Annotated in this window: 24 protein-coding genes and 1 riboswitch; of the genes, 12 read left to right on the top strand and 12 right to left on the bottom strand. The window is 72.5% G+C overall.

Annotation, left to right across the window (positions count from 1 at the left end; translation table 11 throughout):
* Positions 1–32: 32 nt before the first annotated feature.
* Both OHT52_RS16720 and thrC read right to left on the bottom strand, forming a co-directional pair.
* Complete coding sequence (locus tag OHT52_RS16720) at positions 33–311, bottom strand: MoaD/ThiS family protein (RefSeq protein WP_266705881.1); 279 nt, start codon at positions 309–311, stop codon at positions 33–35.
* Between the two features lie 29 nt (positions 312–340).
* Positions 341–1,630 carry a threonine synthase gene (gene thrC / locus OHT52_RS16715; protein ID WP_328721017.1) on the bottom strand — a complete coding sequence of 430 codons (1,290 nt, stop codon included), beginning with the start codon at positions 1,628–1,630 and terminating at the stop codon, positions 341–343.
* 18 nt (positions 1,631–1,648) lie between these two features.
* A riboswitch (SAM riboswitch) is annotated at positions 1,649–1,776 on the bottom strand.
* 154 nt (positions 1,777–1,930) lie between these two features.
* On the opposite strand from thrC, the gene OHT52_RS16710 reads away from it, so the two are divergent.
* Entirely contained in the window at positions 1,931–2,899 is a 969-nt protein-coding gene (locus OHT52_RS16710; RefSeq protein ID WP_328721016.1) for a glucosyl-3-phosphoglycerate synthase, read from the top strand.
* 48 nt (positions 2,900–2,947) lie between these two features.
* Entirely contained in the window at positions 2,948–4,333 is a 1,386-nt protein-coding gene (locus OHT52_RS16705; RefSeq protein ID WP_328721015.1) for an alpha,alpha-trehalose-phosphate synthase (UDP-forming), read from the top strand.
* Positions 4,334–4,367: 34 nt separating this feature from the next.
* Here OHT52_RS16705 and otsB read toward each other — a convergent pair whose 3' ends face one another.
* A complete protein-coding gene (gene otsB, locus OHT52_RS16700; protein ID WP_328721013.1) occupies positions 4,368–5,219 on the bottom strand; it encodes a trehalose-phosphatase in 852 nt (283 codons plus the stop codon).
* A 127-nt stretch (positions 5,220–5,346) separates the two neighbouring features.
* Between otsB and OHT52_RS16695 the strand changes: the two genes are divergently transcribed.
* Positions 5,347–5,802 carry a MarR family winged helix-turn-helix transcriptional regulator gene (locus OHT52_RS16695; protein WP_328721011.1) on the top strand — a complete coding sequence of 152 codons (456 nt, stop codon included), beginning with the start codon at positions 5,347–5,349 and terminating at the stop codon, positions 5,800–5,802.
* 75 nt (positions 5,803–5,877) lie between these two features.
* Here OHT52_RS16695 and OHT52_RS16690 read toward each other — a convergent pair whose 3' ends face one another.
* On the bottom strand, positions 5,878–6,135 hold the full coding sequence (locus tag OHT52_RS16690) for a DUF3263 domain-containing protein (protein WP_328723769.1): 258 nt from the start codon (positions 6,133–6,135) through the stop codon (positions 5,878–5,880).
* A 299-nt stretch (positions 6,136–6,434) separates the two neighbouring features.
* On the opposite strand from OHT52_RS16690, the gene OHT52_RS16685 reads away from it, so the two are divergent.
* The 4 genes from OHT52_RS16685 (at position 6,435) to OHT52_RS31500 (ending at position 9,377) form a co-directional block, all read left to right on the top strand.
* Complete coding sequence (locus OHT52_RS16685; protein ID WP_328721010.1) at positions 6,435–7,367, top strand: ROK family protein; 933 nt, start codon at positions 6,435–6,437, stop codon at positions 7,365–7,367.
* Positions 7,367–8,521 (top strand): N-acetylglucosamine-6-phosphate deacetylase, encoded by a 1,155-nt coding sequence (gene nagA, locus OHT52_RS16680; RefSeq protein ID WP_328721008.1) that lies wholly within the window; start codon positions 7,367–7,369, stop codon positions 8,519–8,521. The genes OHT52_RS16685 and nagA overlap by 1 nt, the downstream gene beginning before the upstream one ends.
* Positions 8,522–8,617: 96 nt before the next feature.
* Complete coding sequence (locus OHT52_RS16675; protein ID WP_328721006.1) at positions 8,618–9,106, top strand: GNAT family N-acetyltransferase; 489 nt, start codon at positions 8,618–8,620, stop codon at positions 9,104–9,106.
* Between the two features lie 22 nt (positions 9,107–9,128).
* Entirely contained in the window at positions 9,129–9,377 is a 249-nt protein-coding gene (locus OHT52_RS31500; RefSeq protein WP_443046595.1) for a hypothetical protein, read from the top strand.
* A gap of 75 nt (positions 9,378–9,452) precedes the next feature.
* Here OHT52_RS31500 and OHT52_RS16665 read toward each other — a convergent pair whose 3' ends face one another.
* A complete protein-coding gene (locus OHT52_RS16665) occupies positions 9,453–10,484 on the bottom strand; it encodes a carbohydrate-binding protein (RefSeq protein WP_328721004.1) in 1,032 nt (343 codons plus the stop codon).
* A gap of 142 nt (positions 10,485–10,626) precedes the next feature.
* Complete coding sequence (cdgB, locus tag OHT52_RS16660) at positions 10,627–12,282, bottom strand: diguanylate cyclase CdgB (protein ID WP_328721002.1); 1,656 nt, start codon at positions 12,280–12,282, stop codon at positions 10,627–10,629.
* A gap of 534 nt (positions 12,283–12,816) precedes the next feature.
* On the opposite strand from cdgB, the gene OHT52_RS16655 reads away from it, so the two are divergent.
* Positions 12,817–13,326: a flavin reductase family protein gene (locus OHT52_RS16655; RefSeq protein WP_328721000.1), complete on the top strand. Its 510-nt coding sequence runs from the start codon at positions 12,817–12,819 to the stop codon at positions 13,324–13,326.
* Between the two features lie 87 nt (positions 13,327–13,413).
* On the opposite strand, the gene arfB is transcribed toward OHT52_RS16655, so the two are convergent.
* A complete protein-coding gene (gene arfB, locus OHT52_RS16650) occupies positions 13,414–13,839 on the bottom strand; it encodes an alternative ribosome rescue aminoacyl-tRNA hydrolase ArfB (RefSeq protein ID WP_328720998.1) in 426 nt (141 codons plus the stop codon).
* 242 nt (positions 13,840–14,081) lie between these two features.
* Here arfB and OHT52_RS16645 point away from each other — a divergent pair, with 242 nt between their 5' ends.
* A complete protein-coding gene (locus OHT52_RS16645; RefSeq protein ID WP_328720996.1) occupies positions 14,082–14,657 on the top strand; it encodes a TerD family protein in 576 nt (191 codons plus the stop codon).
* Between the two features lie 134 nt (positions 14,658–14,791).
* On the opposite strand, the gene OHT52_RS16640 is transcribed toward OHT52_RS16645, so the two are convergent.
* Both OHT52_RS16640 and OHT52_RS16635 read right to left on the bottom strand, forming a co-directional pair.
* Positions 14,792–16,195 carry a M1 family metallopeptidase gene (locus OHT52_RS16640; protein WP_328723768.1) on the bottom strand — a complete coding sequence of 468 codons (1,404 nt, stop codon included), beginning with the start codon at positions 16,193–16,195 and terminating at the stop codon, positions 14,792–14,794.
* Between the two features lie 236 nt (positions 16,196–16,431).
* Positions 16,432–17,031 (bottom strand): GlcG/HbpS family heme-binding protein, encoded by a 600-nt coding sequence (locus OHT52_RS16635; protein ID WP_328720994.1) that lies wholly within the window; start codon positions 17,029–17,031, stop codon positions 16,432–16,434.
* A 260-nt stretch (positions 17,032–17,291) separates the two neighbouring features.
* Here OHT52_RS16635 and OHT52_RS16630 point away from each other — a divergent pair, with 260 nt between their 5' ends.
* The 3 genes from OHT52_RS16630 (at position 17,292) to OHT52_RS16620 (ending at position 19,966) form a co-directional block, all read left to right on the top strand.
* Complete coding sequence (locus OHT52_RS16630; RefSeq protein WP_443046594.1) at positions 17,292–18,680, top strand: sensor histidine kinase; 1,389 nt, start codon at positions 17,292–17,294, stop codon at positions 18,678–18,680.
* Positions 18,677–19,339 (top strand): response regulator transcription factor, encoded by a 663-nt coding sequence (locus tag OHT52_RS16625; protein WP_328720990.1) that lies wholly within the window; start codon positions 18,677–18,679, stop codon positions 19,337–19,339. The genes OHT52_RS16630 and OHT52_RS16625 overlap by 4 nt, the downstream gene beginning before the upstream one ends.
* Positions 19,340–19,468: 129 nt before the next feature.
* On the top strand, positions 19,469–19,966 hold the full coding sequence (locus tag OHT52_RS16620; RefSeq protein WP_328720988.1) for a hypothetical protein: 498 nt from the start codon (positions 19,469–19,471) through the stop codon (positions 19,964–19,966).
* Between the two features lie 19 nt (positions 19,967–19,985).
* Here the strand turns inward: OHT52_RS16620 and OHT52_RS16615 are convergent, their stop codons facing one another.
* From OHT52_RS16615 to OHT52_RS16605, 3 genes are all read right to left on the bottom strand, one after another.
* A complete protein-coding gene (locus OHT52_RS16615) occupies positions 19,986–20,633 on the bottom strand; it encodes a pentapeptide repeat-containing protein (RefSeq protein ID WP_328723767.1) in 648 nt (215 codons plus the stop codon).
* Between the two features lie 231 nt (positions 20,634–20,864).
* Positions 20,865–21,344 carry a GNAT family N-acetyltransferase gene (locus OHT52_RS16610; protein ID WP_328720986.1) on the bottom strand — a complete coding sequence of 160 codons (480 nt, stop codon included), beginning with the start codon at positions 21,342–21,344 and terminating at the stop codon, positions 20,865–20,867.
* A 231-nt stretch (positions 21,345–21,575) separates the two neighbouring features.
* The gene (locus tag OHT52_RS16605; RefSeq protein ID WP_443046796.1) at positions 21,576–24,833 is read right to left on the bottom strand and encodes a TIM-barrel domain-containing protein; all 3,258 of its coding nucleotides are present in this window, start codon (positions 24,831–24,833) and stop codon (positions 21,576–21,578) included.
* Positions 24,834–25,022 lie beyond the last annotated feature (189 nt).

Raw genomic sequence — 25,022 nt, 5'->3', positions numbered from 1 at the left:
TCGGTGTGGCGCGCCGTCGAGCGGCCGTACGGTCAGCAGCCGCCGGCGACGGCGGGGATGATCGAGACGCCGGCGCCGTCCGGCGTGGCCGCCTGGAGGCCGCCCTCGAAGCGGACGTCGTCGTCGTTGACGTACACGTTGACGAAGCGGCGCAGCTTGCCCTGGTCGTCCAGCACGCGCGCGGCGATGCCCGGGTGGTCCTTCTCCAGGGACTCGATGACCTCGGAGAGGACGGTGCCCTCGGCCGAGACCTCGGCCTGGCCGCCGGTGTACGTGCGCAGGATGGTGGGGATGCGGACCTTGACGCTCATGGGGATTGCCTTCCTCGGTTCTGGGGTGGTCAGTGCGCCGCGAGGCCCGCGTCGCGGAACGCGTCCAGGCTCGGGCGGATGGTCGCCGTCAGACCGGTGGTCGGGGAGACCGCGTCCAGGGTCTTGAGGCCGTCACCGGTGTTCAGGACGACGGTGGTCAGCGTCGGGTCGAGCAGACCGGCCTCGATCAGCTTCCGCGTCACGCCGACGGTCACGCCGCCCGCGGTCTCCGCGAAGATGCCCTCGGTGCGGGCGAGGAGCTTGATGGCGTCCACGACCTGCTCGTCGTCGACGTCCTCCACCGCACCACCGGTGCGGCGGGCGATGTCCAGGACGTACGGGCCGTCGGCCGGGTTGCCGATCGCGAGCGACTTGGCGATCGTGTTCGGCTTCTGCGGGCGGACCACGTCGTGACCGGCCTTGAAGGCGGTGGAGACCGGGGAGCAGCCCTCGGCCTGGGCGCCGAAGATCTTGTACGGCTTGTCCTCGACGAGGCCGAGCTTGATCAGCTCCTGGAGGCCCTTGTCGATCTTGGTGAGCTGGGAGCCGGACGCGATCGGGATGACCAGCTGGTCGGGCAGCTGCCAGCCGAGCTGCTCGCAGATCTCGTACGCGAGCGTCTTCGAGCCCTCGCCGTAGTACGGGCGGAGGTTGACGTTGACGAAGCCCCAGCCCTCGCCGAGCGGGTCGCCGATCAGTTCGGAGCAGAAGCGGTTGACGTCGTCGTAGTTGCCGTCGATGCCGATCAGCTCGCCGCCGTACACGGCGGCCATGACGACCTTGCCCTCTTCCAGGTCGTGCGGGATGAACACGCAGGAGCGGAAGCCGGCCCGCGCGGCGGCGGCACCGACCGCGCCGGCGAGGTTGCCGGTGGAGGAGCAGGAGAGGGTGGTGAAGCCGAAGGCGCGGGCGGCCTCGACGGCGATGGCGACGACGCGGTCCTTGAAGGAGTGCGTCGGGTTGCCGGAGTCGTCCTTGACGTACAGGGCGCCGGTGACGCCCAGTTCGCGGGCGAGGTTGTCGGCCTTGACCAGCTTGGTGAAGCCGGGGTTGATGTTGGGCTTGTCGGCGACATCGGCGGGGACCGGCAGCAGCGGCGCGTAGCGCCAGATGTTGTTCGGGCCGGCTTCGATGCGCTTCTTCAGCTCGTCGGGGGAGCCGCTCGGCAGGTCGTACGCCACTTCGAGCGGCCCGAAACAGGACGCGCAGGCGAAAATGGGGCCGAGGGGGAAGCGTTCGCCGCACTCGCGGCAGGAAAGCGCGTCGGCGGGACCGAGATCCACGGTTCCGGACGTCGCTTCGGCGATCTGTTCAGCCATGATGGCGGAGGCCCTTTCTCCTCATCTTCCTTGCGACGCGTTTCGCCGCAAGACGGAATTGGCACCTTCCCCACCGTGGCCTCGCGGCCGGCGGGAGGGTTGCCGGGACTTCAACGGGCCGTTCCCTCAGTCCCTCTGGATGAGCGCTATGGCACTGGACCGTTCGATCCAGGCGTTTGTCCGCCCTCCGACCCCGACATGCGAAGGCGGTGAGCTGTGTTCAAGACTGTAACCGAAGCACCCGACGGTTGAGGTAGTCGTCCGAACCGCGAGATGGATCACAAACAGGGAGTAGCGCCCGTGCTGGAAGAGGTCGACAGCTGGCTGACCCGCCGTTCCTGGGCCGCCTCCGACCGCCCCCTGGACCGTCTCCTGGCCGCCCGGGACCGGGACCCGCGGGGCTCCTCGGTGAGCGTCGTACTGCCCGCGCTCAACGAGGAGGCGACGGTCGGCGAGATCGTGCGCGTCATCCGCCGCGAGCTGATGGAGAAGGTCCCGCTGGTGGACGAGCTGGTGGTGATCGACTCCGGCTCCACCGACGCCACTTCCGCCGTCGCCCGCGCGGCCGGAGCCCGGGTGGTGCACCGCGACGCGATCCTCCCCCGGCTGCCCGCCGTCCCCGGCAAGGGCGAGGTGCTCTGGCGGTCGCTCTTCGTGACCAGCGGCGAGATCGTCTGCTTCGTGGACGCCGACCTCAAGGACTTCTCCGCCGATTTCGTCTCCGGCATCATCGGCCCGCTGCTGACCGACCCGGGCATCCAGTTCGTCAAGGCGATGTACGACCGGCCGCTGGAGGACGGGCACGCCCCCGCCGGAACTCCCGCGCAGGGCGGCCGCGTCACCGAACTGGTCGCACGCCCGCTGCTCAATCTGCACTGGCCGAAACTCGCCGGCTTCGTCCAGCCGCTGGGCGGCGAGTACGCGGTCCGGCGCCGGCTCCTGGAGCAGCTGGCGTTCCCGGTCGGGTACGGCGTGGAGCTGGGGCTCCTGGTGGACGCGCTGCACACGGTGGGGCTCGACGCGCTGGCCCAGGTGGACGTCGGCGTCCGCCGCCACCGCCACCAGGACGGGCAGGCGCTGGGACGGATGGCCGCCACCATCTACCGGACCGCGCAGCTGCGGCTCTCCCGGGGGCATCTGGTCCGTCCGATGCTGACCCAGTTCGAGCGGGACGAGGACGGTTTCCGGCCGCACACCTACGTGGTGGACACCGAGGAACGGCCGCCGGTCCGGGAGATCGCCGAGTACACGACCCGCCGCGCCGCTTGAGAGCCCGAACACGTTTGGGGGGTTACGTATCGGGCTAGGTTCCGCTACATGGTCTCCGAGCACGCAGCCCAGGTCCTCGTCGCGTCCAACCGCGGCCCCGTGTCGTACACGCTGAACGAGGACGGTTCCCTCGACGCACGCCGGGGCGGGGGCGGCCTCGTCTCCGGGCTGAGCGCCGTCGACGACAAGGTGTGGGTCTGCGCCGCGCTGAGCGAAGGCGACCGCGAGGCGGTCCGGCGCGGGGTCGGCGAAGAGGGCGTCCGGATGCTCGACATCGACGCCGGCGTGCACACCGACGCCTACAACGGCATCGCCAACTCCGTGCTCTGGTTCGTCCACCACCTCCTCTACCAGACCCCCGTCGAGCCGGTCTTCGACGACGAGTTCCGGCGCCAGTGGGCCGCGTACGAGACGTACAACCGGGCCTTCGCCGAGGCGCTGGCCGAGGAGGCGGGCGAGGGCGCCGCCGTGCTGGTGCAGGACTACCACCTCGCGCTGGTCCCCGGCATGCTCCGCGAACTCCGCGCCGACCTGCGCATCGGCCACTTCTCGCACACCCCGTGGGCGCCGGTCGACTACTTCCGGCTGCTCCCCGACGACATCGGCGAACAGCTGCTGCGCGGCATCCTCGGCGCCGACCGGGCCGCCTTCCTCACCCGCCGCTGGGCCGACGCGTTCATCGGCTGCTGCACCGAGATCCTCGGCGGCACCAGCGGGACGCGCATCGGCGTGCACGGGCTCGGCGCCGACGGCGACTTCCTGCTCGCCCGCTCGCACGAGCCGGACGTGGACGAGCGGATGGCCGCGCTGCGCGAGCAGATCGGCGGCGACGGCGACCGGAAGACGATCGTCCGGGTCGACCGGACCGAGCTGTCCAAGAACATCGTGCGCGGGCTGCACGCCTACCGCACCCTCCTCGACAACCACCCCGAGTGGCGCGAACGCGTCGTGCACGTCGCCTTCGCCTACCCCTCCCGCCAGGACCTCGCGGTCTACCGGGAGTACACGGCGGCGGTCCAGGAGCTGGCCGACGAGATCAACAAGGCGTACGGCTCCGACACCTGGACCCCGGTCGTCCTGCACGTGAAGGACGACTTCGCCCGTTCGCTCGCCGCCTACCGGCTGGCCGACGTGGCGCTGGTCAACCCCATCCGGGACGGCATGAACCTGGTCGCCAAGGAGGTCCCGGTCGTCTCCGACCACGGGGTCGCCCTGGTGCTGTCCCGCGAGGCCGGTGCGTACGAGGAGCTGGGCGCCGACGCGCTGGTGGTGAACCCGTACGACGTCAGCGCGACGGCCGAGGCCCTGCACGAGGCACTGGGCATGGACGAGCGGGAGCGGGCCGAGCGGTCGGCCCGGCTCGCGGAGGCAGCGACCGCGCTGCCCCCGCAGGCGTGGTTCCTCCAGCAGCTGGAGGCGCTGCGGGAGGGGTGAGACCCGCCCCGCTCGCGGCTCCTCCCAGCCACCCTCAGATGTTCGCGGCCACGGTCGCCAGCAGCGCCGCGACGTCCGCCGGGCCCGGCACGATCAGGTCGGCCCGGTCGGCCAGCTCCGGCACCTCGGTGCCGCCGCTGCACACCAGCAGCCCGGGCACCGGGTCCGGACCGCCGGAACGCAGCTTCTCCACCGCCGCGAAGGCCGCGACGTCACCGAGGTCGTCGCCCGCGTAGAGCACCGACCCCGCCCCCACCTCCGCCGCGTACCCGGTGAGCGCGACGCCCTTGTCGACCCCGGGCGGGCGCAGCTCCAGGACCTGGCGGCCCGGCTCGACGATCAGCCCGTGGCGCGCGGCGAGCCCGCCCAGCGGCTCCCGCAGCAGCTCGAACGCGGCCTGCGGATCGGTGGCGCGGCGGGTGTGGACGGCGACGGCCTGCCCCTTCTCCTCCACCCAGGTGCCGCGCAGCACCTCGGGCCCGTCGAGCAGCGCCGGCAGCTCCGCGCGGACGGCGGCGAGGCCGGGATGCGGCGGCGGGGCGGCCACCTCACCGGAGGCGGCGTCCCAGCGCTCGGCGCCGTAATGGCCGAGAACCACCAGGTGCTCCAGGCCGGGGACCCCCGCGAACCCGCCGTGCGCGACCGCGACGGCGGCCGGGCGGCCGGTGATCACGACGACGGACGCGATCTTCGGCGCGAGGGCGGCGAGCGCGGGCAGCACGTCGGCATGGGCCCGCGCCTGCTCGGGGTCGGCCACGATCTCGGCGAGGGTGCCGTCGAAGTCGAGCGCCACCACCGCCCGGTCCGGCCGGGCCAGGAGCGCGGCGAGCCCTTCGCGGCCCGCTTCGGTGGACGGAGTCGGCAGGTGGTCCAGGTGGGTGCCCATGCTCAGACATTAGCGAGGGAGGGGCGGACCTGCCGAGACCGCACCCCGTGCGCCGGGGCGGTGCCCCGCGCACGCCCCGTAACCTCGGGAGGGAGGGAGCGCGGGACAGCACCAAGGAGCGAGACGCATGGACGACCCCATCCAGCAGGTCGAGTACGAACAGATGCTGCTCAGCCGCCACATCTTCCTGCGCACCGCCAACGGACGGCGCAAGGACGACGTGCTGGAGCGGAGCGCGTACGTCCTGCTCAGCCGCATCCGCGTACAGGGGCCGATGTCCATCAAGGAACTGAGCGACGCCTTCGGGCTCGACTCGTCCACCCTCAACCGGCAGACCGCCGCCGCGATGCAGGCCGGACTGGTGGAACGCATCCCCGACCCGTCGGGGGGCATGGCCCGCAAGTTCCGGATCACGGAAGCGGGCGCGCGGCGGCTCGACGTGGAGCGCGAGAGGAACGCGAGCGGGCTCGGGCTGGTGCTGGAGAAGTGGTCGCCGGAGGACGTGGAGACCTTCGCCGGCTACCTCAAGCGGTTCAACACCGACATCGAGCGGCTGTCGGGACGGCCCTGGCCGCGGCCGTAGGGCGTGGCTCGGGTCGCGCGCGCCGACGCCGGACGCTCCAGGTACGCGGGTCGCCCGTGCTGCCGGGGGCCCCGCTCAGCGCCGGCTCCGCTTGGCGTCCCGTACGCGGCGCAGACGGTTGACCGTCACGGGGTCGGCCTCCAGCGCGCGACGGTCCTCGATCAGGGCGTTCACCAGCTGGTAGTACCGGACCGGGGAGAGGCCCAGCTCCTCGCGGATGGCGCGTTCCTTCGCGCCGGGGCTCGCCCAGGACCGCCGTTCCAGAGCCAGCAGCGCACGGTCCCGGGCGGAGAGGGCCCCGGTGCTCGCGCTCACGTCCGGGCCCACGGTCACTTCGGCGGTGGGTTCGGCGGTGGTCGGGTCGGCGGTCTCGTCGGCGCCGGTCTCCTCCGTGCTCGCGGCGCCGGTCTCCTCCGTGCTCGCGGCGCCGGTCTCCTCCGTGCTCGCGGCGCCGGTCTCCTCCGAGCCTGCGGTTCCGTTTCCGTTCTCGGGGGCGGTCATGCCGACCAACGTAACGCGCCCCCCGGACAGTGCCACCCGGGCGCCCCACCGCCCGCGATTTTTGTATGCACCCAATACAAAGCGGAATAGTGGACTAGACCTTTTGAGGTCGACGGGCGAAACTGTCCCCCGTGAGACATGTCATCGCCCTCGATGTGGGCGGCACGGGAATGAAGGCCGCGCTGGTCGGAGCCGACGGCACCCTCCTGCACGAGGAGCGACGGGCCACCGGACGGGAGCGCGGTCCCGACGCGGTGGTCGAGACCATCCTCGGGTTCGCCGCCGATCTGCGCGCGTACGGCGAGGAGCACTTCGGCGAGCCCGCCGTCGCCGCGGGGGTGGCCGTTCCGGGCATCGTCGACGCCGAGCGGGGCATCGCGGTCTACGCCGCCAACCTCGGCTGGCGCGACCTGCCGCTGCGCGACCTCCTCGGCGAACGGCTCGGCTCCGTCCCCGTCGCGCTCGGCCACGACGTCCGCACCGGAGGACTGGCCGAAGGCCGCGGCGGGGCCGGACACGGCACCGACCGCTTCCTCTTCGTCGCCCTCGGCACCGGCATCGCCGGCGCGATCGGCATCGACGGGGTCGTGGAGGCGGGCGCGCACGGCAGCGCCGGGGAGATAGGGCACATCGTGGTCCGGCCGGACGGCCCGGAGTGCGGCTGCGGTCAGCGCGGCTGTCTGGAGACGCTCGCCTCCGCCGCCGCCGTCACCCGTGCCTGGGCCGCCGCCTGCGGCGACCCCACCCAGGACGCGGCGGACTGCGCGCGGGCCGTCGATGCCGGCGATCCGGCCGCCCTGCGCGTCTGGGCGGACGCCGTCGACGCGCTGGCAGCCGGACTGATCACCGCGATCACCCTGCTGGACCCGCGCACACTCATCATCGGTGGCGGGCTCGCCGAGGCGGGGGAAACCTTGTTCACACCACTGCGTGCGGCCGTCGAGGAACGCGTCACGTTCCAGACACTGCCCCACATCGTCCCGGCGACCCTCGGGGACACCGCCGGATGCCTGGGCGCGGGGCTGCTCGCCTGGGATCTACTCGCCACGGAGGTATCCGTCTGATGGCCGGACGCGCAGACAGCACGGTTCTCACCGGTGCCCGGGTCGTACGGCCCGGGGGCACGGAGGTGAACGGCCGGTTGGCCGTCGAGGGCACACGGATCGTGGACGGGGCCCGCGAGGACGCCCGGACCATCGACCTGACCGGCCACTGGGTCGTCCCCGGGTTCGTGGACATGCACAACCACGGCGGCGGCGGCGCGTCCTTCACCGCGGGTTCGGTGGACCAGGTGCTGACGGGCGTACGGACACACCGCGAACACGGCACGACCACCGTCGTCGCCTCCACCGTCACCGACACCCTGGACTTCCTCGGCCAGTGGGCCGGGGTCCTCTCCGAGCTGACCGAACAGGGCGACATCGCGGGCATCCACTTCGAGGGCCCCTTCATCTCGCCCTGCCGCAAGGGCGCGCACAGCGAGGCGCTGCTGCGCGACCCCGACCCGGCCGCCGTCCAGACCCTGCTGAAGGCCGCACGCGGTACCGCGAAGATGGTGACGCTCGCCACCGAACTCCCCGGCGGGCTCGACTCGGTGCGGCTCCTCGCCGAGCAGGGCGTCATCGCGGCGATCGGCCACACCGACGCCACCTACGAGCAGACCGTCGAGGCGATCGACGCGGGCGCCACCGTCGCGACCCACCTCTTCAACGCGATGCCCACCCTCGGCCACCGCGCCCCCGGCCCGATCGCGGCGCTGCTGGAGGACGAGCGGATCACCGTCGAGCTGATCAACGACGGTACGCACCTGCACCCGGCGGCCCTGGAGGTGGCCTACCACCACGCGGGCGCCGCCCGGGTCGCGCTGATCACCGACGCCATGGACGCGGCCGGCTTCGGCGACGGCGCGTACCAGCTCGGCCCGCTCGCGGTCGAGGTCAAGGACGGGGTCGCCCGGCTGGTGGAGGGCGGCTCGATCGCCGGGTCCACGCTCACCCTGGACACCGCGTTCCGGCGGGCCGTGACGATCGACCGCATCCCGGTCGAAGACGTCGTCCGGTCCATCTCCGTCAACCCCGCCCGGCTGCTCGGCCTCTACGACCGGATCGGCTCGCTGGAGACCGGCAAGGACGCCGACCTGGTGGTACTCGACGAGGCGTTCGCCCTCAAGGGTGTCATGCGCAAGGGCGAGTGGGTCGTCGAGCCGAAGGGCGCCTGAAACCTCTTGACCCTCTGAATCACCCTGACGGGGACGGTACATCGCCACCCGCGAAACGGCGTTGTCACCACCGTCCCCGCAGGACAGGCTGTTCCCATGCTGATCAGGGAAGCCACCACGGAGGACTGGCCGGCCATCTGGCCTTTCTTCCACACGATCGTCGCCGCAGGCGAGACCTTCACCTACCCCACCGACCTCGACGAAGAACAGGGCGGAGGCTGGTGGCTGCTGCCGCACCCGAACCGCACGGTCGTCGCCGTGGACGGTGCGGGGACCGTCCTCGGCACCGCGAAGATGAACCGCAACCACCAGGGCAACGGCTCGCACATCGCGAGCGCCAGCTACATGGTCGACCCGGCCCACTCCGGGCAGGGCGTGGGCCGGGCGCTGTGCGCGTACACCGTGGACTGGGCACGAGAACAGGGATACCGCGCCATGCAGTTCAACGCGGTGGTGGAGACGAACGTCCACGCAGTGAAGCTTTACGCATCACTCGGATTCGAGGTCATAGGCACCCTGCCCGAGGGCTTCCTGCACCCGGAGGCCGGGTACGTCGGACTGCACATCATGCACCTGCGGCTCTGAACGCCTCCCGGCCGGCCGCACGGTGGCCGAGGAGCGTCCGCGGCCGGCCGTCCGCGGACGCCGCGGGCACGCACCTCGGACGCTCGGTGCCCGCCCTCCGGACACCCTCTGGGCCCATGGCCGTCTCTTCGGCACGATCCCGGGAACCGCCCGCGCGGTCGCCCTGTCCGCCGCGACCGTACTGACCCCGGCGGCCGGGGAGTTCGACGCGGACGCCTGCACGGACCTGCTGCCCCGCGTCACCGTGGAACCTCTCGCACCGGTGCTCTGAACCGTCCGGACCACTCGTCCGTGCTCCGGGCCACCGGCACCTCGCGCCTCGCACCGCACGGCCCACGGCCCACCGTTACTGCTGCTGCCCGGCCTTCAGCGAGAGCTGGTCCAGGTTGGCGTCGCACAGGTCGCCGACCTCGCACGAGAGCTTCAGGGTGTTGGAACCCTTGGTGAGGTTGACGTAGGCGTACGTGTTCGTCCAGCCCTTCGCCGCGTCGCCCTCGGCCGCCTGCGCGTAGTTCTTCATGTTGATGGAGCGGGGCGCCTCGGCGTTGACCGTCAGGGTCGTCTTGGCGTCCTTGCCGGGCACGCCGTACGTCACGTACAGGGTGTACGCCCCGGCCTCCGGCACCTCGACCGTCCAGGTGGCCGACCGGCCGACCTCGTTGAGGCTGATGTAGCGCCCGCTGGCGCTCTTGGCGCCCGGAATCGTGTTCTCCAGGGAGGCCGTGCCGCCGAGGCTGAGCGCTGCGGCGTCCTGCTTCGGCAGTTCGGCCGGCTCGTCCGAGGCGGTGGGCTCGGGCGACTCGGACTTCTGGGTGTCGTCGCTGGGGGCCGCCGAGGCCGAGGCGTCGTTCTTCTGGTCGTCCTTGTCACCGTCGCCCGTGGTCAGGGCGGCGGCGATACCGATCAGCACGACCGCGACGACCGCGATGGCGCCACCGAGGATGGCCTTGGTGTTGGGGCCGCCACGGCCGCCGTTCCCGCTCCGCCCGGCGCCGCCGCCACCGTGCCCGACCGAACCGGACGTCGTCACGGCACCGCCGGGGTAGGTCTCCGGGGCCGCGTACTGGGCGGCGGGCTGACCGTAGGGCTGCTGACCGTACTGCGGCGGCTGCTGACCGTAGGGCTGCTGGGGCTGGCCGTACTGCTGCTGGGGCTGACCATAGGCCTGCTGCGGCGGGACCTGCCCGTACTGCCGCTCTCCGACGGCCCGCACCTGGTTGTAGGAGGTCCGGGGGATACCCGGCTGAGCAGCCGGTCCGGGGTAGCCGTAGCCGCCACCGCCGGGGGGCTGGGCGCCCGCCGCCTGCCCGTCCTCGTACAGATAGCCGAACGGGTCGTCGTCCTCGGGCTTGCTCTCGCCGTTGTTTCCGGCCGTCATCCCTGGGTCACTCCTCCACATGTCGTCAGCCGTCGCCGACCGGGCGAGCCTACCTCGTACGGAGCATCCGCCGAATGTGTCCCGGACCCGGCTGCCCGCCCCGCCCCGGTACGGGGCCGGGCGGCGAACCATCCAGTAAACGTCATCCGGCTCTGCGGTGAACCTTCGCCCGCGACCGCTTCTCCACGTACATCCGCTGGTCCGCCGAGGCCAGGACCTCTTCCACGCTCATCCCGCACTCGGCCCAGCCGATGCCGAAGCTCGCTCCGACCCGGACCGCCCTGCCGTCCACCCTGATGGGCGGGATGATCGCGTTCCGCAGGCGTACCGCGAGGTCGGCTGCGTCCGCCGCGCCGAGCCCGTCCGCGAGCACGACGAACTCGTCACCTCCGAGACGGGCGACGGTGTCCCCGTCCCGCACGCATGTGCTGAGGCGGCGGGCCACCTCGATCAGTACCGCGTCACCCGTCGTGTGACCGAACCGGTCGTTGATGGACTTGAAGCCGTCGAGATCGCAGAAGAGGACCGCGAGCCCCTTGGCCCCGTCGTCGCGCGCCGGGTCCGGCGCCACCGTGTGGACGTGGTGGTCGTAGGGGATGCCGGCGGCGCCCGGATCGACGTCGTACCCGTGGCCCCTGGCCTCCACGTCCCCGTACGCCGCGTCCAGCGCCTCGATCGCGGTGGCCGCGGTGGCGTGCGGGCGCTCGCAGAGCCGTTCGCTGAGCCGGGAACGCAGCTCCGCGCTGTTGGGCAGTCCGGTGAGGGCGTCGTGCGAGGCGCGGTGCGCGAGGTTCAGCTCGTGCCGCTTGCGCTCCTCTATGTCCTCCACGTGCGTGAGGAGGAAGCGCGGCCCGTCCGTGGTGTCCGCGACCACCGAGTTGCGGAGCGAGACCCAGAGGTACGTGCTGTCACGCCGGCCGAGCCGCAGCTCGGCCCGCCCGCCCTCGGCGGACGTACGGAGCAGGGTGCCGAGGTCCTCGGGATGGACCAGATCGGCGAAGGAGTGGCGGCGCAGCACCGAGGCCGGGCGCCCGAGGAGCCGGCAGAGGGCGTCGTTGGTACGGAGCAGCCGCCCGTGCTGTTCACCGCCCACCTCCGCGATGGCCATGCCGCTGGGGGCGTACTCGAAGGCCTGGCGGAAGGACTCCTCGCTGGCCCGCAGCGCCTGCTGCTCGCGTTCGAGACGGACCAGCGCGCGCTGCATGTTGGCGCGGAGCCGGGCGTTGCCTATCGCTATCGCGGCCTGCGAGGCGTACATCTGGAGCGCTTCGCGGCCCCAGGCGCCGGGCCGGCGGCCGTTGCGCGGGCGGTCCACGGAGAGCACGCCGAGCAGGTCCCGGAGGTCACCGCGGTCCCGACCGCCGGTGCTCGTGTACATAGGGGCGTAGAGGCGGTCCAGCGGGTGCCATTCGTCCTCGAAGCGGGGCTCGGGGCCCTCGGTGTGCCACTGCGGCACGTCGTCGTCGAGGAGTACCCAGCCCTCGGTGTGCGGTATGAACCGCAGATCCTCCCAGGCCTCCCCCATGTTCAGCCGGCGCTCCCAGGCGGTGCGGGAACCGGTGCGGCCGGTGATCAGCGCCTCGGCCGCGTTGTTGCCCGCGAACGCGGCCACGACGAGTTCACCGTCCGGCTGGACGAGATTGACGCAGCCCAGCTCGTAGCCGAGACCGGTGACGATCCCGTCCGCCACGGTCTGCAGCGTGTCGGCAAGGCTGCGCGCCGAATTGAGATCAGCGACGGCCTGGTGCAGCTGCCGCATGGTCGCAAGACGGACGTAGGGCTCCGACTCGGCCTCCATTGCTCGCTCTCCCCGAGACCTCGACAGCAACTCCAGATGTCATATCGACGTACTTATCGCAGTGTCCTCGCCACTGAATCACAGCGAGCTGTGCAGCCGGTACACAGGGTCAACTAAATATCGCTCTCTGTGAGCCATGTCACAACAGAACGTAAAGGCGCGTCAGCTTGTTCCTCATGTGGCCATTCGCTCCGGCGCACTCCGGGCGCATTCCTTCACGTCGGCGGTGCGCGGCGGCTGTCCACGCTACCGGCGTGCGCCATCCACGAGTCCACCGGCTTCCCGCCGGCAGGCGTGCGCGAACATCCCGGCGGGAATGCGCGAACATATCGGCGGGCGTGCGTGCGTATATCGGCGGGAATGCGCGCACGCGCCCCGCGGCGGGTGCGTCAGGCGCCTTCCTGGCCCGGAGACCTAGGTCCTGGCTGGTCCCCTGGCCCGATGCGGGCCCCTATCGGGCCCGACTAGCGTGCGAGTGTGCCGCATACGAAGACCCTCCCCCCGCACCCCGATGCCGTCCCCCATGCTGAGGGGGTGAGCAACGACGAGTTCCGGGCCGCTCTCGCACGGCTGGCCGCAGGCGTGGTGCTGGTCACCGCCGAGGAGCCGGCCGCCGACGAGGGCGAGCGCGGCGAAGAGGCCGGGATGACCGCGACGGCTTTCCTGTCGGTATCGCTGGACCCGCCACTGGTGCTGGTCAGCCTGCGCAACGACTCCCGCATGGACGACCTGCTGGCCGAACAGCCGCTCTGGGCGGTCTCCGTCCTGGCCGCCGGACAGCGTCAGATCGCGTCCCGGTTCTCGATGAAGGGCCGGATCAGCGACCGGCTGCTCTTCGCGGACGTCCCGCACGCGCGCGGCGAGGTCTCCGGGGCGCCGCTGGTGAGCGGGGCGTTGGCGACCCTGGAGTGCCGGACCGAGCAGCGGATCCTGGCGGGCGACCACACCCTCGTGATCGGACGGGTGCTCACGGCGACGGTGCCGGCGGCCGCGGACGGCGAGCCGCTGCTCTACTTCAAGGGGAACTACCGGACGCTGGGCTGAGGAGCCCGGGGCTCGGAACCCGGAGCTCGGAACCCGGAGAACCCTGAGAACCCTGAGAACCCTGAGAACCCTGGGAACACGGCGCTGTCACCAGTCGCGGCCGGAGCGGCCCCGCTTGGTGTCGCCGCGCTGCTTCTTCTCCCGCAGGCGGCGCTCGTTGATCCCGCGCGGGATCTTGCGCTTCCGCCGGGGCGCGGGCGGCGGCGCCGTCGCCTCCGCCAGCAGCGCGGCGAGCCGCACGGCGGCCGTCTCGCGGTTCCGCCACTGGGAGCGGTGCTCGGAGGCGCGTACGGACACGACCCCGTCGACGAGCCGGCCGGCCAGCCGCTCCAGCGCGCGCTCCTTCCAGACCTCGGGCAGCACCTCGGTGGCGGCCAGGTCGAAGCGCAGCTCCACCTGGGTGTCGCTGGTGTTGACGTGCTGTCCCCCGGGCCCGGAGGACCGCGAGAAACGCCACATGAGCTCGGCCTCCGGCAGGGAGACCGCACCGCGGATGACATAGGGCCCGGACATGACACCCAGTGTCCCCGGCGGCCGGGCGGTCCGTCACCTTCTTTTGACGGCACCACGCCTTCCGGACGGCGCCACGCCCTGCCGGGCCCACCGGCGCGATGCGGTAGGGACGTACCGGACGAAAGTTCGGCAAAGAAAGTAAAGGGACCTGGAACCTCGTGGCCTCCCCTCCGCGTTAGGACGGGTGACGGTAGCTTTCGTGATGGCACGAAGCCCGCACACGACGAGGAAAGGGACTTCCCATGGCAGTAAGCCTGTCCAAGGGCGGCAACGTCTCGCTCACCAAGGAGGCACCGGGCCTGACCGCCGTCACGGTCGGCCTCGGCTGGGACGTCCGCACCACCACCGGCACCGACTTCGACCTCGACGCCTCGGCGATCGCGGTGAACCCGACGGGCAAGGTCGTCTCCGACGGCCACTTCGTCTTCTTCAACAACAAGTCGACGCCGGACCAGACCATCGTCCACACCGGTGACAACGTCACGGGCCAGGGCGAGGGCGACGACGAGCAGATCAACGTCAACCTGGCGGGCCTGCCGGCCGACGTGGACAAGATCGTCTTCCCGGTCTCCATCTACGACGCCGAGAACCGCAGCCAGAACTTCGGCCAGGTGCGGAACGCCTTCATCCGCATCATCAACCAGGCCGGTGGCACCGAGATCGCCCGCTACGACCTCAGCGAGGACGCCGCCACCGAGACCGCCATGGTCTTCGGCGAGCTCTACCGCAACGGCGCCGAGTGGAAGTTCCGCGCGGTCGGCCAGGGTTACGCCTCGGGTCTGCGCGGCATCGCGCAGGACTTCGGCGTCAACCTCTGACGCGACCCGCACCCACTCGCGCGGTAAGCGCACCGCACTCAGGGCCTCCCCCGCGCACGCGGCGGAGGCCCTGAGCGGTTCGGCCAGCGCCGGGCCGTGTCCGACCACCGACCGGCAGGACCGTTCAGACACGCTCAGGGCAGATCCGGAGCCGTCCCGTCCGCCGGGCGCTCGTCGCCGTACAGCCAGACCGACCAGAGCCGGGACAGGTCCAGGCCCGTCGCCTTCTCCGCGTACGCCGTGAAGTCGGCCGTCGAGGCGTTGCCGTGCCGGTGCGCCCCGGTCCAGCCCTTGAGCAGCGCGAAGAACCTCCCGTCGTCGTCCACCGCGAGCCGTAGCCGGTGCACGACCATGGCGCCGCGCCCGTACACCGGCGGCTGCGAGACGTCGGCGGCGGTCGGCGGCTCGGCCGGCGGGAAGGCCCAGTTCGCGTCGTCGGCGAAGGCCCTCTCGAAGTTCTCCCGTACCGGGGTGTCCTCGTGGTCCTCGCTCCAGAGCCACTCCGCGTACGTCGCGAACCCCTCGTTGAGCCACATGTCCCGCCAGGTGGCCGGGGTGACCGAGTCGCCGAACCACTGGTGCGCCAGTTCGTGGACGAGGAGGCCGGTGGTCGGTGGGCCCGGGTAGTACGGGCGGTTCTGCGTCTCCAGCGCGTACTCGGAGTCCTCGGGCCGGTCCACGATCGCGCCCGCCGAACGGAACGGATACGGCCCGAACCGCTCCGCCTCCCACGCCAGGATCTGCCCGATCCGCGCGAGTTCCGGCTCCGCCTCCGCCGCCACCTCGGGGTCCACGGCGGTGAACACCGTGAGGCCGTCACCGGTGCGGGTCTCCTCCGTGCGGAAACGACCGATCGCGACCGTCGCCAGGTAGCTCGCCATGGGTTCGCCGGTGTGCCAGGTGTACGTGGTGGTCCCGGCGCCGCCGCTCGTGCGACGGGAGACGAGTTCGCCGTTGGACACGGCCGCGAGCCCTTCGGGGACGGTGACCGCGACGGTGTAGGTGGCCTTGTCGCTCGGGTGGTGGTTGCCGGGGAACCAGGTCGGCCCGCCCGCCGGTTCGCCGAGGGCGACGGCCCCGTCCGCCGTCCGCAGCCAGCCCTCGTGGGTCCCGTCCGCGTCCGTCAGGGTGCGGGGCGCGCCGGAGTACCGGACGACCGTCTCGAAGGTACGGCCCTTCCGCAGGCGGCCGGCCACCTGCGTGGCGGGGCGGAGGACCAGCTCGCCGCCCGCCCGGTTCACGGCGGCGGGCCGCCCCTCGACGGTCGCCCCCGTGACGTCGAGCCCCACGAGGTCGAGGTGGAAGGCGCTCAGGTCCTGGGTGGCGCGGGCGGTGATCGTCGCCGTGCCCGTCAGGTGGGCGGCGCTCCGGTCGACGGTGAGCCTGAGGTCGTAGTGGGTGACGTCGTAGCCGCCGTTCCCGAGCTTCGGGAAGTACGGATCGCGCGCCCCGGCCGCCCCCGGCGTCCCCGCCACCCCGGCCCCCGCGCCCGTACAGGACGAGGCGGTGCCGCCGAGGACGGCGCAGGCGAGCAGCAGAGCGACGGCGCCGACCCGGCTCCGACCCGCGCGGCCACGCCGCGGTACGGGACCGCTCCGGCCGGCGGGACCGACCTGGCGCACGGCACCGCTCCGACGTGCGGGGATACGGGGCTTCACGGCGCGATCCTATGTACCCGGCACGCACCGCGCCCCGCCCCCGCGCGGGGGCGGGGGCGGGGAGGTGCGGGCACGGGACGGGAGCCGGGTGCGGGAGCCGGGTGCGGGAGCCGGGGTCAGCGGCCGAGTGCGGCGACTCCCGCGCGGGCGAACTTCTCGTCGAGGTCACCGCTCAAAGCTCCGGCGACGCCGACCGCCGCGACGGGAGCGCCCTTGACCTGGACCGGGGCGCCCCCCGCGAGGAAGAGGGTGCCCGGAATGTCCTTCAGCGTCGGCGCCTGGTCCAGGCGCTCGACCAGCTCGGAGGTGGGGGCGTTCCAGGAGACGGCGGTGTACGCCTTCTTCTCGGCGGACTCGGGGGACTGCGGCCCGGCACCGTCGCCGCGCAGGCTGACGATGGTGGTGCCGTCCCGGTCCACGACGGCGACCGAGACCCGCTGGTTCTCCTTCTGCGCGGCGTCGAGCACGGCCTGCGCCGCCTTCGTGGCGGCGGCGACGGTGAGGTGGGTCGTCTGCTGGAGGTTCCGGTTCGCTGTGTCGGCCGAGACGGCGGCGGAGGCGGACGAGGGGGCCGAGGCGCTGGCGGAGACCGCGCCGAACGTGCCCGCGCCCAGGGCGGCGACGGCCACCGCACCGGTCAGGACCCGGGCCCGCAGCGAGAACCTGCGGCCGGTGGGAGCGGGGGACGAGGGGGCGGCGGGGGACGTGACGTTCATGGCGGTTCCTCCGGGTTCGGTGCGGCGCCCGGCCGGTCGGCGGTGGCGCTCCGGTATCGATGCTCCGGCCGGGACACGGCCCGTACCGTCCTCGTACCGGCTCGGCCTCCGGCGCGGTCCGGCGGACTCTTCCATCGGCCGATCGGTTGATGCGGGCCCCGCCCGGCCGGGTCACCATGGAGGAGGCACGGGCGCGTCCGCCCAGCTCACGGCAGAGGCGCCGGGAGCACCGACGACGACAAGCGTGAGGCGGGTACGAGGTGCGGCGGAGAACCGGTCCGGGGCGGGACGGACCGGCGGGCGGTGCTCCGGCGGACGGTGGACCGGCGGACAGTGGACCGGCGGGCGGCGGACCGGCGCGCCCGGGGTCGTCCGTGGTGCGCACACCCGATCCGGACGCCCGGTGGTTGGCGCTCCTGCTGCACGCCGCGTTCTTCCTGCTGCTGGGCGCCTCGCTCGCACGGTTCCTGACGCGCCATCCGGGCGAGGCCCGCACCCCCTGGGTCGTCGGACTGTCCGTCACCCTCGCCGTCGTCTACGCCCTCGGCCCGGTGCTCGGCTCGCGGCCCACCCCGCGCCGGTTCGCCTGGCTCACGGGGCTCGTCGCCGTCTGGATGGTGCTGGTCGTCCTCGCGCCGAGCTTCGCGTGGTGCGCCGTACCGCTCTTCTCCACCGGGCTGCGGCTCCTCCCGCCCCGCGCCGCGCTCGTCCTGGTCACCCTGCTCACGGCCTTCGTGGTGGCCGCTCAACTGCGGCTCGCCACCGGCTTCGACCCGAACCTCGTGCTGGCGCCGCCCGCCGTCGCCGCCGTGGCGACCGCCGTCCTCGTCCACGTCCGCCGCCAGGCCGACCGCCAGCAGGAACTCGCTCTGCGCCAGCGCGAACTCATCGACGACCTGGTCCGGACCCGACGCGAACTGGCCGCGACGGAACGCCGCGAGGGCACCCTCGCCGAGCGCCAGCGGCTCTCCATGGAGATCCACGACACCCTCGCGCAGGGCCTCTCCAGCCAGCGGATGCTGCTCCAGGCCGCGATGCGCACCTGGGACACCGAACCGGCCACCGCCCGCGCCCACGTCCGTACGGCGGCGGGCATCACCGCCCGGAACCTCGCCGAGGCCCGCCGCTTCGTCCACGACCTGGCACCGGCCGACCTCGCGGAGGGCGACGGTCTGGAGGCGGCCCTCCACGCGCTCGCCGCACGGGCCACCGCCACGGGCGGGCCCGCCGTGCGCTGCCACGTGGAGGGCACCGCCCGGCACCCGCTGCCGGACCGGGTGCAGTCGGCGCTGCTGCGCATCGCCCAGGGCGCGCTCGCCAACGTCGCCGAGCACGCCGGTGCCACCCACGCCGCGCTCACCCTGACCCACCTGGGCGACCGGGTGGTCCTCGACGTCGCGGACGACGGCCGAGGGTTCGCCACCGACGCGCCTGCGGGCGGCGGCGAACAGCGCGGCGCTCCGGCCGGCCGGGGCCACGGGCTGCCCGCGATGCGCGCCCGGGTACGGCAGCTCGGCGGACGGCTCGCCGTCGAATCGGCACCCGGCGAGGGCACCGTGCTCTCGGCGGAGATCCCGCTGCCGGACCCGGCGACCGCCCCGGCGCACGAACCCACCACGTCGGTCGCCGCCCCCGAGGAGCCCGTATGAACCGCCGTACCGTACGCGTCCTGGTCTGCGACGATCACGCCGTCGTCCGCGCCGGGCTGCTCGCCCTGCTCGGCAGCGAGCCGGACCTCGACGTCGTGGCCGAGGCCGGCAGCGGCGAGGAGGCCGTGGTCCTGGCCGCCCGGCTGACCCCGGACGTCGTCCTCATGGACCTCCAGCTCGGCCCCGGCATGGACGGCGTCGAGGCCACCCGCCGGATCACCGCCGCCGCCGGAGAGACCGGCGGCACGGGCGGCACCGGAACGGGCCCCCACGTGCTCGTCCTCACGACGTACGACACCGACGCCGACATCACCCGGGCGATCGGCGCGGGCGCCACCGGCTACCTGCTGAAGGCGGAGCGCCCGGAGGAACTGTTCGCCGCGATCCGGTCCGCCGCACAGGGCCGCACCACGCTGTCGCCGCCCGTCGCGGACCGGGTGATGGCCCGGCTGCGCACCCCGCCGCCCGCGCTCACCGACCGCGAGCGGGACATCCTCGGGCAGCTCGCCCGGGGGCTCGGCAACCGGGACATCGCCCGCGCGCTCTTCATCAGCGAAGCGACGGTCAAGACCCACCTGGGGCGCATCTACGACAAGCTGGGCGTCGAGACCCGCGCCGGTGCTGTCGCCAAGGCCAACGAGCAACGCCTGCTCCCGTGAGCCCGCCGACGTGAGCCCGCTCCCGCGAGCCCGCCGACCCGAGGGGTGTGGGAGGACCGGTGCCGCACGTCACTGCGGCCGGTCCCCCGGCCGTCCCGCCGCCCGCTCCCGGCATGACACCATCGAACCGTGCTCGACATCGGCTACTCCCTCTCGCGTCGCTTCCCCGACCCCCCGCAGACCGACTACCGCCGCGCGGACGTCCACGCGCTGCGGCACGACCTGTTCTCCGGGGACGTGTACCTCGCGGACACCAAGGCGGACCGCGAAGTGTCCACAGCCTGGGGATGGGTGCCGGTGCTCGACTTCGCGTGGGCGCTCTGCGACATCGTCGAGCAGATCGACCAGGACCCGCGCGGCAACCGCTCGCACCGGGAGCAGTTCGCCGAACTGGACTTCACCGAGTCCAGCGACCGCATGCTCTTCGCGCGCCGGTTCGGCTGGGTGGACGTCGAGGCCGACTGGATGCACGCCGACGAGCCGCCGCTCACCTTCAGCCACTCCCTGCTGCGCCGCGAGGCCCGCGACTTCCTCCAGGACCTGATCGCCGACCTCTCCGACATGCACGACGGTCTCGCGGACAACCCGGTGATCTGGGACCTCCAGGCGCGCTTCCCGCGCATCTGAGGACCAGGGGGACACCGGCTCACGGCTCCACCCGGACCCCGATCTGCGCCGCGAACGCCGGGGCCAGCTCCATCAGCTGCACCGGGCTGATCACCGCGCCCGCCAGCCGCTCCACACCCCGCGCGATGTCCAGCTCGGCGGCGGGCCGCAGGTCCACCGAGTCCATCGTGACGTTGCTGAAGTCGGCCCGCCGCAGCACGCAGTCGCGGAACTCGACCCGTACGAGACGGGCGTCCGCGAAGTCCGGCTCGAAGAGCACGCACCCCTCGAAGACGACGTCGGTGAGCTTGGCCCCGCGCAGGTTCAGGTAGTCGATCTTCCCGCCGCGCACCAGCACCCGTTCCAGCACTGCCCCGTGCATCTGCACCCCACCGAGGCGCGCGTCCACGATCTCCACGTCCCGCAGCGACGCCTCGGCGAGCTCGGTGGCCACGCCCCGTACGCCGGTCAGCACCGAGTCGAGGAACCGGGCCCGCACCAGCTCCGTACGGTCCAGGGCGCAGCCGTCCAGCGCGCAGTCCATGAACCGGGCGCCGCGCCCCGACTGGTCGGCGAGGTCCACGGAGGAGAACCGCAGCCCGTCGTAGTCGCCGTCCGCCTCCAGCTCGGCGTCCTCGTACGGGGCGAGCGGCGGCAACCGCACCTCCGGCCGCCGCGCCGCCGCGATCTCCTTGCGCCTGCCGGCGGTGCTCTTCCCGGTGGTGCCCCTGCTGCTGTTCCTGCCCGCGCTCGCTGCCATGGGCCCATCGTGGCGTACGGCTCGGACAGCCGAAGGCCCCGCCCTGCCCGACCGCTGCCGGGTCAGCCCGCGCGGCGCAGCCCCGGGGTGGACCAGCGCACGCCGGAGCGGCCGTGCAGATCCGCGCGCCCGCCTGCGGGCGGCACGTCGCGTACGGATCTACTCCGCCCCGCCCAGCCGCCCCAGCGCCTCGTCCGTCAGCCGGTACACGGTCCACTCGTCCTGCGGGCGGGCGCCCAGGGACTCGTAGAAGCCGATGGACGGGGTGTTCCAGTCGAGCACCGACCACTCCAGGCGGCCGTAGCCCCGGTCCACGCAGATCCGGGCGAGTTCGGTCAGCAGGGCCTTGCCGTGACCGCCGCCCCGGCGCTCGGGGCGCACGTAGAGGTCTTCCAGGTAGATGCCGTGGACGCCGCGCCAGGTCGAGAAGTTGAGGAACCACAGCGCGAAGCCGACCCTCTCGCCGTCCTCGTCGGAGACGGCGATGTGCGCGTACGCGGCGGGCCGTTCGCCGAAGAGAGCCTCGTGCAACTGCTCCTCGGTGGCCTGCGCCTCGTCGAGCGCCTTCTCGTAGTCGGCCAGCTCACGGATCATGGCGTGGATGGCGGGGACGTCTGCTGCGGTGGCGGTGCGAATCATGGAGGCAGCGTAGACGCGGCGGGTGGTGGGGTGGATGCCCGGCCGGGCGAGGGTGGGCGACCCCGCACGCGCGGGGAGCACTCTTGCGACCTGCGGGTTCATCGCCCCCGGACCGCGCCTCACCGGACCGCCCGCCGAACGCACGGCGGCCCCGCCGCACCGGGACGACGGGACGCCGAGGCGTTCGTCGTCCGGTGCGCGCGGGGCCGCCGTGCGTTCCGTCGCCGGACGCTACCGCACGGTCACCGTGACCGGCGCGTGCACGGACTGGTCGGGGAGGGTGACGGTGAGGGTGCCGGTCGCGCTGTCCCAGTGGTAGGCGTCGCGGGAGAGGCGCTTGCCGTGGGCGGTCACCTCGGTGGGGGCATGGGTGGTGCCCAGGAGGGAGAGGGTCCAGCGGCGGTTCTTGACCTGGCCCTGGTAGGAGCCCTTGGGCGCGCCGATCGACACGGTCCTGAGGGAGCTCTTCCCGGAGCCCTTCCCCGAAGCCTTCTCCTTGTAGGTGACGGTCGTCGTGGCGCTCCGGGCCTTCGTCGTCGCGGTGGTGCCGTCGTCCTCGTACAGCTGGTACGAGCCGTTGGCGCCGGAGGCGATGGAGAGGGTGACGTCGGTCAGGGGGTTGCGGTCGTTGTCGGTGACGTTCTCGGTGCGGGTGGGCATGATGCCGCCGGACTTGATGAAGACGGGCATCGTGTCGAGGGTGGTGGCCACGTCCTGCGTGGTGCCGCCCTGGTAGGTCTTGCCGGTGAACCAGTCGGTCCACTGGCTGCCCGCCGGGAACCACACCGAGGTGGTGGTGGACTCGCCGGGCGTGGTCACGGGGGCGACCAGGACGTCGGAGCCGTAGAAGTACTCGCTGTCGGCCGCCGCGTAGGCCGCCGCCTCCTCCGGGTACTCCAGGTAGGTCGGGCGCACGATCGGTACGCCGGTGCGGTTCGCTTCCTCGGCGAGGGTGTAGGTGTAAGGCACCAGGTTCTCGCGGAGGTTGAGGAACGCGTCGGCCGACTTACGGGCCGCCGGGCCGTACTGCCAGGGCAGCCGGTCGCTGTGGTTGCTGTGCAGACGGTCGACGGGCTGGAAGGTGCCGAGCTGGACCCAGCGGGCGTACAGGTCGTCGGGGAGCTTGTTGGTGCCCTTCTCCGAACCGGCGAGACCCGTCGTGTCGACGTGGCCGCCGATGTCGTGGGTGATGGAGGCCATGCCGGTCGCCGCGGACTCGCCCGGGGTGTAGCCGACCTCGAAGCGCAGCGTGCCCCAGGTGGAGAGGGTGTCACCGGTGAAGTGGAGGGTGGTGCGCTTGTCCGCCCACGGCCCGGTCGGCAGGGCCTGCTGGCCGCTGTACCCGCCGGCCTGGAGCGAGCCGTAGGCGCGGGACATGACGAAGCCGCGGCCGATGGCCGGGGCGGAGTCGTCGGCGTAACTCTGGTTGATCCACGCGTCGGGGGTCACGCCCCGCAGCGAGGACTGCGAGGAGTCGCAGCACCAGTCGAGCCACCAGAAGTCGACGCCCTGCTCGTCCATGGTCCGGTGCAGGTCCATGTAGGCCTTGAGCTGGTCCGCGTCGCCGAAGTCGAAGGTGTAGCAGTCGCTCCCGCAGGCGCCCTTGGCGAGCTTGCCCTTGGCGGTGGCCTGCGCCTGGGCGAACTGGGGGTCGGAACCCTGGATGCTCGGGTGCGTGTTGAGCGTGTTGTGCAGTCCCTGGGTGTCCGACCAGTCGAAGAAGCCCTCGGCGTCGGGGAACTTGTTCTCGTCGATCTCCCAACCGCGCCAGGTGTCACCGGCCTTGAAGTCGGTGTCGGTCACCAGGACGTCGAGCGGCACGCCCTCCGCGCGGAACGCCGGCAGGATCGTGTCCTGGTAGTCGGCGGCCGTACGGTCGAAGTACTCCGAGTACCAGACCCCGTAGGCCCAGGTGGGCAGCAGGGCGGGCGGCCCGGTCAGGGTGGCGAGGTCCGCGAGGCCCTGCTTGTAGTCGTGGCCGTACCCGAAGACGTAACCGTCCTGGTAGGGGGCGCCGCCGTGCGCGGGGCGGGGGCGGACCTTCTTCGACGTGAGGTCGTACAGGGCCGACGGGGAGTCGTCGAGGAGGTACCAGCCGTCCTGGCTGAGCAGGCCCGGCGTGGTGGTGACGGGGGCCGGGTTGTCGCCGTTCACCCCGTCCAGGCCGCGGCGGTACCCGCCGAGCGCGAGGTGCGGCTGCGGTGCGGGCGACTTCGGGGAGGCCACCGAGAGGGTGTCCGCGTTGATGTGGCAGCTGCCGCCGTCGGGGCAGCCGAGGGTGAGGTCGTCGGCGCCCGCCTTGAGGGTGACGGGGACGGAGGCCGTCTGCCAGTCGTCCCAGTCCTTGGTGGCGGGGAGTTGGAGGGTCGCGGTCGACGACACGGCCCCCTTGGCCGTGGTCGACGCGGTCGATCCGGCCGACGACCCGGTGCTCACCACGGATGCGGTGCGCGTCTGGTGGAGGCCGTCGCCGCCCTGGCCGTTGGCGTACCGCACCCGGAGCGTGTAGACGCCGTCGGCGGGTACGCCGACCAGGTGGGTGGTGAGGCTGGACCCCTGGTTGAGTTCGGCGACGAAGCCGTTGCCCGCGTACCCCTGGTGGTCCAGGGCGCCGGTGGCCGTACCGGCCGTCCGGGCGGACTCCGCCTCGCAACTCGTGCCGTAGAGACAGCTCTTGATGGCGGTGGTGTCGGCGGAGGGGTACGAGTCGCCGTCGGCCGGGAGCAGGGCGACGCTGTCGAGGTTCACCGAGCCGGAGTCCGAGGCGGTCCGGGTCAGCGCGACCGTGTGCTGCCCCTTGGTCAGCTTCAGCTGTGCGGTGGCCTTGGCCCAGGTGTTCCAATTCGCGGTGGCGGGCAGCTCGACCTTCTGCGGGGTGCCGCCGTCCACGGAGAGCGAGAGGGTGCGGGTCTCCGTCTTGCCGTCGCCGCCCTGGGCATTGGCGTAACGCAGAGCGAACCGGTAGGCACCGTCGGCGGTGACATCGATGTCAGTGGAGACCGAACTGCCGGTCGCCTCGAAGCCCGCGGCGAAGGCGGCTCCGCTGTGGCCGGTGTGGTCGGACGCCGTGCCGAGACCTTCGAGCCGGAGGCCCTCCGCCTCGCAGAGCGCGCCGAGCTCGCAGACGAGCCGCTGCCAGGGAGCGGCGGTCACGGGCTGCTCGCCCGCGTCGAGCCGGACGGAGAGGTTCTCGGCGTCGAACGCACCCGAGCCGACCCGGTAGCGCAGGGTCATCGCGCTCGTCCGGACGGTCAGCCAGCCGTCCTTCGTCCGCGCGGTGTAGGCGGTCGGCGTGAATCCGTCCCGCCCGATCGCGTTGAACGTCGGATCGTCGGTGAACTTGCCGTCACCCGCGTACTCGGTGCGCACGAGGGTCGGCGAGAGGATCTCGAAGCGGGCACCCCCGGAGGTGACGGTCGGTATCCGGACTGCGTGACTCCCGCCGGCGACGGCGGTTCCCGCGCCGGTCAGGGTCGTCGAGGCGGCCACCGCCAGAGCGGCGAGCGCACCCACTCTCCGGCGTACCCGTGGGCTTCCGCCACGGCTCTTCGATGCGGACTTCACGTGCGACTCCGTTCATCCGTACGCCGGTCCACGGCTCGTCCCCACCGCCCCGGCCGCTTTCTCACGTTGCAAAATCAACCACTCGGCATGCAGGAGAACACGCGCTCTCTCACG

This window comes from Streptomyces sp. NBC_00247 (genome assembly GCF_036188265.1).
Taxonomy (GTDB): Bacteria; Actinomycetota; Actinomycetes; order Streptomycetales; family Streptomycetaceae; genus Streptomyces.
The sequence above is the reverse complement of the archived record's forward strand: the minus strand, read 5'-3'. Positions and strand labels throughout refer to the sequence as shown.

What these genes read in the sequence shown, in the direction of transcription:
- OHT52_RS16675 (WP_328721006.1), top strand. Translation starts at nt 8,618, where the DNA reads ATGCTGATCAGGGAAGCCACCACGGAGGACTGGCCGGCCATCTGGCCT.
- OHT52_RS16665 (WP_328721004.1), bottom strand. Translation starts at nt 10,484, where the DNA reads ATGACGGCCGGAAACAACGGCGAGAGCAAGCCCGAGGACGACGACCCG.
- OHT52_RS16695 (WP_328721011.1), top strand. Translation starts at nt 5,347, where the DNA reads ATGGACGACCCCATCCAGCAGGTCGAGTACGAACAGATGCTGCTCAGC.
- OHT52_RS16610 (WP_328720986.1), bottom strand. Translation starts at nt 21,344, where the DNA reads ATGATTCGCACCGCCACCGCAGCAGACGTCCCCGCCATCCACGCCATG.
- nagA (WP_328721008.1), top strand. Translation starts at nt 7,367, where the DNA reads ATGGCCGGACGCGCAGACAGCACGGTTCTCACCGGTGCCCGGGTCGTA.
- thrC (WP_328721017.1), bottom strand. Translation starts at nt 1,630, where the DNA reads ATGGCTGAACAGATCGCCGAAGCGACGTCCGGAACCGTGGATCTCGGT.
- OHT52_RS16635 (WP_328720994.1), bottom strand. Translation starts at nt 17,031, where the DNA reads ATGAACGTCACGTCCCCCGCCGCCCCCTCGTCCCCCGCTCCCACCGGC.
- cdgB (WP_328721002.1), bottom strand. Translation starts at nt 12,282, where the DNA reads ATGGAGGCCGAGTCGGAGCCCTACGTCCGTCTTGCGACCATGCGGCAG.
- otsB (WP_328721013.1), bottom strand. Translation starts at nt 5,219, where the DNA reads ATGGGCACCCACCTGGACCACCTGCCGACTCCGTCCACCGAAGCGGGC.
- OHT52_RS16645 (WP_328720996.1), top strand. Translation starts at nt 14,082, where the DNA reads ATGGCAGTAAGCCTGTCCAAGGGCGGCAACGTCTCGCTCACCAAGGAG.
- arfB (WP_328720998.1), bottom strand. Translation starts at nt 13,839, where the DNA reads ATGTCCGGGCCCTATGTCATCCGCGGTGCGGTCTCCCTGCCGGAGGCC.
- OHT52_RS16705 (WP_328721015.1), top strand. Translation starts at nt 2,948, where the DNA reads ATGGTCTCCGAGCACGCAGCCCAGGTCCTCGTCGCGTCCAACCGCGGC.
- OHT52_RS16625 (WP_328720990.1), top strand. Translation starts at nt 18,677, where the DNA reads ATGAACCGCCGTACCGTACGCGTCCTGGTCTGCGACGATCACGCCGTC.
- OHT52_RS16720 (WP_266705881.1), bottom strand. Translation starts at nt 311, where the DNA reads ATGAGCGTCAAGGTCCGCATCCCCACCATCCTGCGCACGTACACCGGC.